Raw genomic sequence first — 11,891 nt, forward strand, 5'->3', positions numbered from 1 at the left:
GAGTTTATTTGCAATTATTTGCTACGGATAACAAAAAAACAGTCAGTGAAGTTGATAGAATCGCATCATCTTGCACGGTCAAATGTGCTTTTTAAAACACTCATCCGCATCACGATGTGAGGAAATTAACATGAATCTTAAGCTGCAGCTGAAAATCCTCTCTTTTCTGCAGTTCTGTCTGTGGGGAAGTTGGCTGACGACCCTCGGCTCATATATGTTCGTTACCCTGAAGTTCGACGGTGCTTCCATTGGCGCTGTTTATAGCTCACTGGGTATCGCTGCGGTCTTTATGCCTGCTTTGCTGGGCATTGTGGCCGACAAATGGTTAAGTGCGAAATGGGTGTATGCTATTTGTCACACCATCGGCGCAATCACCCTCTTCATGGCGGCACAAGTTACCACTCCGGAGGCGATGTTCCTCGTGATATTGATTAACTCGTTTGCTTATATGCCAACGCTTGGGTTAATCAACACCATCTCCTACTATCGCCTGCAAAATGCCGGAATGGATATCGTGACTGATTTCCCGCCAATCCGTATCTGGGGCACTATCGGCTTTATCATGGCGATGTGGGTTGTGAGCCTGTCTGGCTTTGAATTGAGCCACATGCAGCTATATATTGGCGCAGCACTCTCCGCCGTTCTGGTGCTGTTCACCTTTACGCTGCCGTATATTCCGGTTGCTAAACAGCAAGCTAATCAGAGCTGGACGACGCTGCTCGGCCTCGATGCATTCGCGCTGTTTAAAAACAAGCGTATGGCGATTTTCTTCATCTTCTCGATGCTGCTGGGCGCGGAACTGCAGATTACCAACATGTTCGGTAATACCTTCCTGCACAGCTTCGACAAAGATCCGATGTTCGCCAGCAGCTTCATCGTGCAGCATGCGTCAATCATCATGTCGATTTCGCAAATCTCTGAAACCCTGTTCATTCTGACCATCCCGTTCTTCTTAAGCCGCTACGGCATTAAGAACGTAATGATGATCAGTATCGTGGCGTGGATCCTGCGTTTTGCGCTGTTTGCTTACGGCGACCCGACTCCGTTCGGCACCGTACTGCTGGTTCTGTCGATGATTGTTTACGGCTGTGCGTTCGACTTCTTCAACATCTCTGGTTCGGTGTTTGTCGAAAAAGAAGTTAGCCCGGCGATTCGCGCCAGTGCGCAAGGGATGTTCCTGATGATGACCAACGGCTTCGGCTGTATCCTCGGTGGCATCGTGAGCGGTAAAGTGGTTGAGATGTACACCCAAAACGGCATTACCGACTGGCAGACCGTATGGCTGATTTTCGCAGGTTACTCCGTGATTCTGGCCTTCGCATTCATGGCGATGTTTAAATACAAACACGTTCGTGTCCCTGCCGGTACACAAACTGTTAACCACTAATTACGCAAAGAAAAACGGGGCGCCAGAAGGTGCCCCGTTTTTTATTCTTACTTCAACACATAACCGTATAACCGTTTCATTCCATCCGCATCGGTTTCGCTATAGACACCTTGTAGCTCCGGCGAAAATCCCGGCAGCAAATTCACGCCTTCTTCCAGCGCAAGGAAATAACGCTGGACCGCTCCGCGCCACATTTCTCCAGGCACCACGCAAAGCACGCCAGGTGGATACGGCAGCGCGCCTTCCGCCGCAATTCGCCCTTCGGCATCACGAATGCGCACCAACTCCACTTCACCACGAATATAAGCGCTATGCGCGTCCTGGGGATTCATCACCACTGGCGGGAAGCTCTGCTGGCGGAACATCGCTTTTTGCAGGTCTTTGACGTCGAAACTGACATACAGATCGTGCATCTCCTGACACAACTGGCGCAGGGTATAGTCGCGATAGCGCACCGGGTATTTGTTATAAACGCTCGGCAAGACTTCAGACAGCGGCGAGTCATCTTCAATATGCTGTTCAAACTGCACCAGCATCGCCACCAGCTGTGCCAGCTTCTCGTGGCTTTCCGCCGGAGTTAATAAGAACAGAATGGAGTTGAGATCGCACTTCTCCGGCACAATGCCGTTCTCACGCAGATAGTGCGCCAGAATCGTCGCTGGAACGCCAAAATCGCTATATTCGCCGGTTTCAGCATCGATACCCGGCGTAGTGAGTAACAGCTTGCAGGGATCAACAAAATACTGATCCGCAGCATATCCTTCAAAGCCGTGCCACTTCGCCCCCGGCTCAAAACTGAAAAAACGGCGGTCGCTGGCTAACACTGACGTCGGATAATCCTGCCACAATTTGCCATCAACAACTGGCGGTATAAACGGGCGGAACAGCTTACAGCGCGCAAGAATCGCTTTCCGGGCTTCAATCCCTATCTCAATACACTCAGCCCACAGCCGACGCCCACTCTCCCCTTCATGAATTTTGGCGTTAATGTCCAACGCAGCAAACAGCGGGTAAAACGGGCTGGTAGAGGCGTGCAGCATAAAAGCATTGTTCAACCGTTTATGCGGGCAAAAACGCGCCTGTCCGCGGATATGGTTATCTTTTTTATGGATCTGCGACGTCTGCGAGAATCCCGCCTGCTGTTTGTGCACCGACTGGGTCACAAAGATCCCAGGCTCGCTTTCGTTAAGCTCTAACAGCAACGGTGAGCAATCCGCCATCATCGGGATAAACTGTTCGTACCCGACCCACGCGGAATCAAACAGAATGTAATCACACAGATGCCCAATGGTATCGATCACCTGGCGGGCGTTGTAGATAGTGCCGTCATAGGTTCCCAGCTGAATAATCGCCAGGCGGAACGGGCGCGGCAGTTCGGCTTTTTCTGGCGCAACGTCGCGAATTTGCTGGCGCAGATACTCTTCATTAAAACAGTGCGCATCAATCCCGCCGATAAACCCGAATGGGTTGCGTGAGGCTTCCAGATACACCGGCGTCGCCCCCGCCTGAATCAGCGCACCGTGATGATTCGACTTATGGTTGTTACGGTCGAAGAGCACCAGATCACCACGCGTTAACAGTGCATTCGTCACAACCTTATTCGCCGCCGATGTGCCGTTCAGCACAAAATAGGTTTTATCGGCATGAAAGACTTTGGCAGCGAATTTCTGCGCATCCTTTGCGGAACCTTCATGAATAAGCAAATCGCCCAGTTTTACGTCAGCGTTACACATATCGGCACGAAAGACGTTCTCGCCAAAGAAATCGTAAAAATGGCGTCCGGCAGGATGCTTTTTAAAGAACGCACCATGTTGATGCCCAGGACAAGCAAAGGTGCTATTGCCCATCTCAACGTACTGGGTCAGCGTGTCATAAAATGGCGGCAGCAAATTCTCTTCATACTGACAGGCTGCGGATTCCAGCTCCAGCCACTGCTGCTCATTGCCGTTGATGATAGCCGTAACGCCCGCGGACAATTCAACCGCATCTTCAGAATACAAAAACACCGGCAGATGAAAACCGGTGCGCTTAAGTAACGCAAGGATGCCGCTACGACTATCCGCAGCGGTAATGACGACTGCCGCGACGTCCGTAAAATCAGTATCTTCCAGCGCCACCACGCGGCGATGGGTAGAAAGTCGGGAAACCAGTTCACCACTGGCGGCAATACTCATTGATTTCATAAGCGCAAAACCCGTTTCGGGGAAGTAAAAATACCGGGCAAGGTGGAACCCCCTGCCCCATGAGATGTGGGTCAAACTGGTCACCACTCCGACCGCCAGACATCAGTAAAAGCAGAAACGCTCTGATTTTACTGTTGCCCTGCAGTGAGCATACGTTAACGTCACCGCATAAAAAGCAGCGTCACAGAACAGGAGACATTTCGCGCGAAACGGCGATAAGCGAAAGAATGTAAGGAGGCGGCGTGCATCAAGCAAGCTCCGTACAGGAAGGAGAAAATTCGCGCAATCATGGCACTTTTCGCTAACGCGTGCAAGCCAGGACTTTGCGACCAGACAAGCAATCGACGGGGCAAAAAGTTCATAATAAAAACATCAAACAACACAATTAACAGGAACTCTTGTGGTCATCGGCCCTTTTATCAACGCAAGTGCAGTATTACTGGGTGGCGCCCTCGGCGCACTGCTTAGCCAACGCTTACCGGAACACATCCGCGTCTCTATGACGTCCATTTTTGGCCTGGCGTCGCTGGGAATTGGTATTTTACTGGTCGTGAAATGTGCCAACCTTCCGGCGATGGTTTTAGCTACGCTACTCGGGGCATTAATCGGCGAAATTTGTCTGCTGGAAAAAGGCGTCAACACTGCGGTCGCTAAAGCGCAGAATCTGTTTCGTCACTCGAGCAAGAAATCTGCGCATGAATCTTTTATTCAGAATTTTGTCGCAATTATTGTCCTGTTTTGTGCCAGCGGCACCGGGATCTTCGGCGCGATGAATGAAGGGATGACAGGCGATCCGAGTATTTTAATCGCCAAGTCATTTCTTGATTTCTTTACAGCGATGATCTTCGCCTGTTCACTTGGCATTGCGGTATCGGTGATTAGTATTCCATTGCTCATCATCCAGTTAACGCTGGCGTGGGCTGCTGCGCTGATATTACCGCTGACCACACCGTCGATGATGGCGGACTTCAGCGCCGTAGGTGGTTTATTGCTGCTGGCAACCGGCTTACGCATCTGCGGCATAAAAATGTTCCCGGTGGTCAATATGCTTCCTGCCCTCCTTCTGGCAATGCCGCTTTCCGCCGCCTGGACCACCTGGTTTGCCTGACATTACGAGCGATAACGGCAAACTGATGATAGATTGTGCAGTCTGCCGTAAATTGAAGAAATTTGATTGACGAGACGAGGCGAATCAGGTTTAATGCGCCCCGTTGCCCGGATAGCTCAGTCGGTAGAGCAGGGGATTGAAAATCCCCGTGTCCTTGGTTCGATTCCGAGTCCGGGCACCACTATTCAAAGCCGGTTGGTCAGTTTTGCAAGATGCAGTTCTGACGGACACGAAGGCGAGCCAGTAAAAACACGATGTAACGCTGTTACTTGTGGTTGAGAAAAGGCTCTTGAGAAACAGACTTGTTCCTGCAAGTCTGTTTTTTCGTGCGTGATCTTTACAGATCTTCGTTGTTAATGTCAAATTGTGTCAGCGCCATATTCATCAGGCTGCTACATCAATTCCGTTTCCAGTATATCCCGCAAGCTATCAACACTTTCGTCAATGTATTCCAGCGTTGATGTAATGCTGACGTGACCCAGCAATTTCTTTACCACGTACAAATTACGCTCCGGGGATTTCATCATGTGCGTTGCCACCGTATGACGGAACCGATGCGGGGATATCGTGAATTTGCATTCCCGGGACAAACGCTTAAAGAATGCGCGTAGAGGATATTCGTTCATCATATCAGGGTATTTTTTCTTTCTGACCAGGTCAAACCATCCCACGTTAAATAGCTGGTCATCCAGTTCCATGCCTACTTCGCCTGCCCTAAGAACCAGTAGCTCCAGCGACGGATACAGCGCCGAAACAATCGGAACGCGATGTTCACGGTGATTTTTTGCCCCCTCAACGTTCAGGTCAATCCATCGTTCCTCAAGATTGACGTCACCCAACCGGATATGCAGAAGCTGGTTCTGCCGTATTGCGGTATAGCGAAAAACATTCATTACCGTCAGCCAGAACCACACCGGGCGGAGTGCATTTCTGCGACCATTGAACATGCTGCTGTTCCCTTTCATTCCCTCAGTTTCCAGATGCCGCTCCATCAGACGGTACATCGCATCCATTTGCGTCTGAGTCAGGGTCTTCTTCTTTTTCGTTCCGGGACGCACAACCGCACCATTAAATGGATTTTCGGCCTGCGGTAATAATCCCTGCTTAATTCCAAAATTGAACAGCGCCCTCATGTGTGCAACTTTGTTATTCCACGTCCGGGTGGCACAATTCTGGTCATTCAGTACCCGATGCCGCCATTTCAGCACCGTAAGATGATCGATATTTGCAGGGTTATGCGGTGTAAAGCCTTCAAACGAGCGAACCACTTTCTGGTAACTCCACTCAGTCGCCGGACGTAATGATTTGCTGTAAAAATAGTGTTCAGTTAACGTCCCAAACGTACAAGCATTCATAAGAATATCCTTATATAACAATCAATAACGGGTTATCCCCAGGATTGTTATCGCTGCCGTAAACTTTACTGGCAAGCACCAGATAGCCACTCAGCTTCTGAAAACGCCCTTCCCTTTGCTCGTTCTGATACAGGTGACAAGTGTACATCGCGCCATTGTCCTGCCGGTGATGGCCGAGTCGTTCAAAGGCTTTCTGAAGCCGGGCCTTATCCTCCACCGGCGCATTCTTCTCTGTCATATACTGGTGAAAAATACCTGGCGCACGAAGAAACACGTAACCGGCAACCAGATGAATCCGCCCGTCGGATTTGTTCGGAATCAGACTTCCTAAACGGCATCCAGTAACCAGCCATTGCCAGAATGCCTCTCCGAGTTCGTTCAGCTCAACGGACGGCGCGATTTCACAGATTTCCTTGGTATCAGCACTGACAAATCCCATCATCGCCAGCAACGTATCAGTATCATCCGGTTCCTCTTGCCCATCCGGTAATAACAGTTCTGTATCCGGCCCGGGAGAGGGGGCCGCAGCCAGAAGGATTTCGTCTTCGGAACACGACGCAACCAGTTCCGGCAGATCACCAGCTAATCCAGACAGCAACGTGTCACCCTGCAATGATTCTGTCGGAACAGGAACCATTGCCGCCGGTGTAACCAATGTCTTACTTTCCTGTTCTCCGGCAGTGAGGCTAATAGCCTCAGACACAATGGCATCGATCACGCCCGACTGCGCCCGAAAACCGGTCAGGTACGTTGACAGAGTTTTGATGGCTTCCGGCCAACTACTCAACCAGTTAATCGCTTCTGGAGGGATAATCTTCCACGCAAGCATGGCGCCAAAGCTCTGCAACCTTTCCGGAGACTGCTCCGACGCAAAACGAAAGCGATAAGGTTCTGGAGGTGCGTCCAGTAACGGAAACCAGCGTTTGCCACTCTCCAGCTCGACGTGGAGATGACAAAGGTATTTAAGTGTAGGTAGCATTGCTGCATAAACCACCACTGCATTCCAGGCCGCGTTTTGCGCAGCCTGTTCTTCAGGCGAAGCGCCAACCGGCAACATGTAACTTTTCGACAATCGTGTTGCATACGATACTGTTTCTAGCATGTAGTCAACCATTCCCCCAAGACGGGCAAATGGACCACTCTCCGTTAGCGGAAATTCCTGCATGAGCGCAACACAATGCTTCAGCGGGGCAAGGTAATACTGGCGATACATGTCCTTTGGCACAGAGGAATAATCCCAGAGTGATTGCAACCATTTTTGACGGCAGGTCGTCTCCAGCAGCTCGTTAACGGTCACAGGCCGGAAGTAACCTGGAGGTAAAGAGGGTTTTATTGCCTCAACAGTTGATAGAGCATTTGAACGAGCACTCCCCGGGCGAGAAAAAAAATTCAGATTTAGCATAAATGGAAACCAAGATAGAAAAAATATCGCAATATTGAATATCTATAGGAAACATGCAATAAATAATTATTTATCAAACCATATAATTTCAGCATAAAATCCATACATACCAAAAGAAAAAATAATGTGCATCACGCCACTCCCAGTGACACATTACCTAATAGCCTACTGAATAATTATTCAGTAGCACTTACATACATCAATACCTAACAATAAGAAAAATAATTTTCTCTCATCCAGAAAAGTTATATCTAAACTTAAAACAAATACCAATAAAATCAACTTTGCCAACCTAAACATCCGCGCGGAATAGTAGATCACTATAGGAAACTTAGTCCGTATTGAGCGATCTGATCAATCGCCAAAAAGAAACATATCACTAGTCAGACTGAGCAATGCCGATCATGGCCCCAATCCTCGCAGCGAACGACGACTGATGCAGAAAACTGCGGTTCATGGAGACAAATCAGACTATGTCGACATGAGGACTAGCATTATTAATGGTATTTAGATATTAAATTAGAAATCGCCTGCTCCAGCGTAATTTTTGACAGATTAATGACCTGATAACTGACATCAACATCCAGAATCATATCCATCGCTTTTATGGTATGAACAATACTGCTTTTTATCTGGCGGTGTTGTATCTGTAATGCTGTTGTTGATGAGAATGGCATTAACATAACAAAGATATTTTCCCTTATGCGAATAATAGTATCCATCTGGCTTGCATTGCTGATCAAAACATTTGCTATATTTTTTACAGCATTATCCCCTGCTGCAACCCCTTTATTTACATAAAGCGCATCTAGATTACATATTTTACAACTAATCATTGTAATATTCGTGTTTCTTTTTTCATAAACTGAAAAACTGCGCGGCATATTTTTTGAAAAAAGTGAGTATTGAAAAAAACCAGTTAGATAATCCCGGCGTGAACATTCAATAACGTTGTGCAGCGCCAGCTGAGTGCGGATACATATAATTACCAGCGTTACTAACTTGCAGAGATTCTCAACACCCCTGCCTATATACCAGGTGATGATGCCAGCATCCTCTGTCGCGATAAGAAGAAAATTACATGTAATGTTTGAAATTATAAAAAAATTAATTATTTCACTATATTTTTCATCAGAATGATTTTTGGGAATATATATATATAACAAAGATAACCAAAGCGCGGACAAGAAAAATAATGAGCGGGAAGATAAAAGAATATCCCTGTACTCATTAACGTTATCACTATGAGATGCCAGAATACATATAATCAAAGTAAAAGCGGCCACCATCACAAACAATGAAAGGTTGTTTTTCTTGTTTATTTTTGGCGTGTAATTCAAACCTGCAATATAAATCAAAACAATAAACGAAAAATGTCTTAAAAAGTATATGAACGATATATTGCAAGCATTCTTTATTATTGCTTCATTCTCCTTTATTTGTATAGACGAAAGCACACTAATAATATTAGAGGATAAAAACAAGGCATCAATTCCAAAAGCAACAGAAAGAATGAGGATAACGGTTATCCCTTCCTCTAATTTGTATGCGAAACACAAAATAAAACAGAGAATAACATCAAGAGTAATTTCTGGTATTGCAAATAACAACCATTTAATCATTGACACGGAGAAGTAATGTCCTGTGTAACTATATTCAAGCACGTATTCACAAATTATTATCATGCTTACAACAATAAAAATCACGGGTATTATTTTATGATTTTTTAATTTTACCAGAGTCATTAGTATATTTTTCAAAGTCACTTTGCCATGTGTGTATTTTTTATACACAGACTGAACCTGCCGTTATCATAGTAGATAAAAACAAATAGCTTTATAGCTTTAAGTGGTATAAATAATCTGTATAGCAGATTTTTAGGAAGGGTTGAGAATATGGGTAAGACACCTCAGAAAAACGACACACAAACCGATTGAATAGCAACCACCTGATGTTGTTTATGATATTTGAAATCATATTCACGCTATAAGTAACAGGTTGTGCCAGACCAGACATGAGATGTCACACAGAACAACAAATCTGGTAACCGATATCAATAAATTATATTAATAAATGATTTGCCTTGTTTTTTTCGCTAACGGAAAATACCTCTGATATGCGATAAACAGTTAACCTCGCATCATGTAATAAATAAAAAGAGGTATTATTATAATAAATAAAATATTACTCGGAATGGATGTTCTGCGCGCAGCGACAGCTCGTATTGAATGGGTTTTCTCAACATTCCCATCGGTGTGCCTGTCTTTTTCAGGTGGAAAGGATTCCACGGTACTCTTCCATCTTGTCGCCGATGTGGCCCGCAGGAAAAAACGTCGTTTCTCTGTATTGTTCATTGACTGGGAGGCTCAGTATCAGTGCACTATTGAACATATTCAGAAGATGCGGGAAATGTACCATGATGTGACGGAAACCTTTTACTGGGTGGCACTTCCCCTGACCACGGTAAACGGTGTCTCGCAGTTTCAACCGGAATGGATATGCTGGGAGCCTCGTGTGACCTGGGTTCGCCAGCCACCGGAAGAGGCCATTACGGATATGGCGTATTTTCCCTTTTACCGGTATGCCATGACGTTTGAAGAATTTGTTCCGGCATTTTCTTCCTGGTTTGCTGGCAACCGGTGTGGAGTGGCAGTGCTGACCGGTGTCCGGGCGGATGAATCCCTCAACCGCTTTATGGGACTGGTGTCCCAGCGCAAACTGAGATATGCCGATGATAAGCCCTGGACAACGGCATCGCCTGAAGGGTTTTACTACACCATGTATCCGCTGTATGACTGGAAAACTCGTGATATCTGGATATATCACACCAGAACCCGGGCTATCTACAATCCCCTGTATGACCTGATGCACCGTGCCGGTGTGCCGTTACGCAACATGCGTGTCTGTGAGCCTTTTGGTCCTGAACAGCGTAAGGGGCTGTGGCTTTATCATGTTCTGGAGCCGGAAACCTGGGCCAGGATGTGTGAGCGGGTGTCAGGGGCTGCCAGCGGGGCACTTTATGCCAATGAAAGCGGGGCTTATTTTGCCCTGCGTAAGCGCATATCAAAACCAGCCCATCATACCTGGCGCAGCTATGCGATGTTTCTGCTGGATGTGATGCCGGAAAGAACGGCAGAACATTACCGCAACAAGATAGCTGTTTATCTCCGCTGGTATCAGACGCGGGGCTTCCCGGATGACATCCCGGATGAACAGGAGAATGACCTGGGGAGCCGGGATATTCCGTCCTGGCGACGTATCTGTAAGACTCTCATAAAGAATGATTTCTGGTGCCGTACCCTCTCCTTCAGTCCGAACAAACCCCGGCACTATGAACGTTATCTGCAGCGTATGAAAGAAAGGAGGAAGGAATGGGGGATTCTGTGACACCGGAGATACTGAGCAACATGATTCGTCAGTACTTCAGCCAAGAACGACCAGAAGAAGAGGCCATACAGGCCCTGAATCATCTGCGCAGGGTGCTTCATGAGGTCAGTCCATTTGCACAGGAGCCTGTGGACTGTGTGCTGTGGGTGAAAGCAGATGAGGTGGTGGCCAACGATTATAACCCCAATGTCATGGCGCCGGGTGAGAAGAAACTGCTGAAACATTCACTGGAGCAGGATGGGTTCACGCAGCCTGTGGTTGTCTCGGAAGAGAAGGAGCATTATCTGGTCGTGGATGGTTTTCATCGTCAATTACTGGGCAGGGAAGCAGGTACGGGAAAACGCCTGAAGGGCTGGTTGCCAGTGACCTGTATTAATCCGGAAAGAAAGGGACAGGCCTCACGTATTGCTGCAACCATTAGACATAACCGGGCCAGGGGGAAGCACCAGATAACTTCAATGTCTGATATTGTCAGGGACCTGTCGCGGCTGGGCTGGACGGATGAACGTATTGGTACGGAGCTGGGTATGGACCAGGATGAAGTTCTCAGGTTGAAACAGATTAGCGGGCTGACGGAGCTGTTTCAGGAAGAGGATTTCAGTCCGGCATGGACGGTTCGCTGAGACCGTCATATATGTATATTATTTCAGTGAGTTAATGTTTTGAGCAGGAAAAAGAGTACCCCGGAAGTTGTGGAAGACACGGTTGCGCAGAAACTGGAGGCTGCTGGTTGCTGGCGCAGAGCTTCTGCCCGCTGGCTTTTCGTTATGGGCAATGTTGAATGTACAGAAGCACAACGGGAGTGGTTGTTGTTGCGCCGGGAGCATTGTCTGGCACAGCTTCCCCCACCGCCACCAGATAAGCTGGACATCAGTGAAGTATCAAAAGCTGCGGATGCAACGCTAAAACGAATGGGAGTTATTACCCCGCCCGGAGCCGTATTCTGAGTGGATACATTTGCATTGTTGCCGTGGTTTTATTAAAGAAAAATGCGGGGACGAGTGAATACGTATATTCCTGTAACCCCGGTTTTTGTTAGTGATGTTTACGTTTCAGGCAAGCATTTGCT

Annotated in this window: 10 protein-coding genes and 1 tRNA gene; 6 read left to right on the forward strand and 5 right to left on the reverse strand. The window is 47.4% G+C overall.

Annotated elements, in window-relative coordinates; translation table 11 throughout:
• Nucleotides 1-130: 130 nt before the first annotated feature.
• Nucleotides 131-1,387 (forward strand): nucleoside permease NupG, encoded by a 1,257-nt coding sequence (nupG, locus tag AACS80_RS20215; protein WP_130207923.1) that lies wholly within the window; start codon nt 131-133, stop codon nt 1,385-1,387.
• Between the two features lie 47 nt (nt 1,388-1,434).
• Here nupG and speC read toward each other — a convergent pair whose 3' ends face one another.
• Complete coding sequence (speC, locus tag AACS80_RS20220) at nt 1,435-3,570, reverse strand: ornithine decarboxylase (protein ID WP_135410381.1); 2,136 nt, start codon at nt 3,568-3,570, stop codon at nt 1,435-1,437.
• A gap of 161 nt (nt 3,571-3,731) precedes the next feature.
• Nucleotides 3,732-3,818 carry a hypothetical protein gene (locus AACS80_RS24020; RefSeq protein ID WP_420899808.1) on the reverse strand — a complete coding sequence of 29 codons (87 nt, stop codon included), beginning with the start codon at nt 3,816-3,818 and terminating at the stop codon, nt 3,732-3,734.
• Nucleotides 3,819-3,970: 152 nt separating this feature from the next.
• On the opposite strand from AACS80_RS24020, the gene AACS80_RS20225 reads away from it, so the two are divergent.
• Together AACS80_RS20225 and AACS80_RS20230 are read left to right on the forward strand one after the other, a co-directional pair.
• Nucleotides 3,971-4,678, forward strand: a complete 708-nt coding sequence (locus AACS80_RS20225) for a DUF554 domain-containing protein (protein ID WP_130207927.1) — start codon at nt 3,971-3,973, stop codon at nt 4,676-4,678.
• A 105-nt stretch (nt 4,679-4,783) separates the two neighbouring features.
• Nucleotides 4,784-4,859 (forward strand) — tRNA-Phe (locus AACS80_RS20230).
• Between the two features lie 211 nt (nt 4,860-5,070).
• On the opposite strand, the gene AACS80_RS20235 is transcribed toward AACS80_RS20230, so the two are convergent.
• The 3 genes from AACS80_RS20235 to AACS80_RS20245 form a co-directional block, all read right to left on the reverse strand.
• Nucleotides 5,071-6,033, reverse strand: coding sequence for a tyrosine-type recombinase/integrase (locus AACS80_RS20235; protein ID WP_135410382.1), 963 nt, complete (start codon nt 6,031-6,033; stop codon nt 5,071-5,073).
• A 10-nt stretch (nt 6,034-6,043) separates the two neighbouring features.
• On the reverse strand, nt 6,044-7,435 hold the full coding sequence (locus AACS80_RS20240; protein WP_138183944.1) for a TraI domain-containing protein: 1,392 nt from the start codon (nt 7,433-7,435) through the stop codon (nt 6,044-6,046).
• 497 nt (nt 7,436-7,932) lie between these two features.
• Complete coding sequence (locus tag AACS80_RS20245) at nt 7,933-9,228, reverse strand: MASE4 domain-containing protein (protein WP_138183946.1); 1,296 nt, start codon at nt 9,226-9,228, stop codon at nt 7,933-7,935.
• A gap of 400 nt (nt 9,229-9,628) precedes the next feature.
• Here AACS80_RS20245 and AACS80_RS20250 point away from each other — a divergent pair, with 400 nt between their 5' ends.
• From AACS80_RS20250 to AACS80_RS20260, 3 genes are all read left to right on the forward strand, one after another.
• Nucleotides 9,629-10,822, forward strand: coding sequence for a phosphoadenosine phosphosulfate reductase (locus AACS80_RS20250; RefSeq protein WP_135410385.1), 1,194 nt, complete (start codon nt 9,629-9,631; stop codon nt 10,820-10,822).
• Nucleotides 10,807-11,445, forward strand: a complete 639-nt coding sequence (locus tag AACS80_RS20255; RefSeq protein ID WP_135410386.1) for an IbrB-like domain-containing protein — start codon at nt 10,807-10,809, stop codon at nt 11,443-11,445. Before AACS80_RS20250 ends, AACS80_RS20255 begins: the two co-directional genes overlap by 16 nt.
• Nucleotides 11,446-11,514: 69 nt before the next feature.
• Nucleotides 11,515-11,769, forward strand: a complete 255-nt coding sequence (locus AACS80_RS20260) for a PerC family transcriptional regulator (protein WP_135410523.1) — start codon at nt 11,515-11,517, stop codon at nt 11,767-11,769.
• Nucleotides 11,770-11,891: the final 122 nt, after the last annotated feature.

It is taken from the genome of Escherichia sp. E4385 (assembly GCF_963883145.1).
In the GTDB taxonomy this organism is placed as follows: Bacteria; Pseudomonadota; Gammaproteobacteria; order Enterobacterales; family Enterobacteriaceae; genus Escherichia.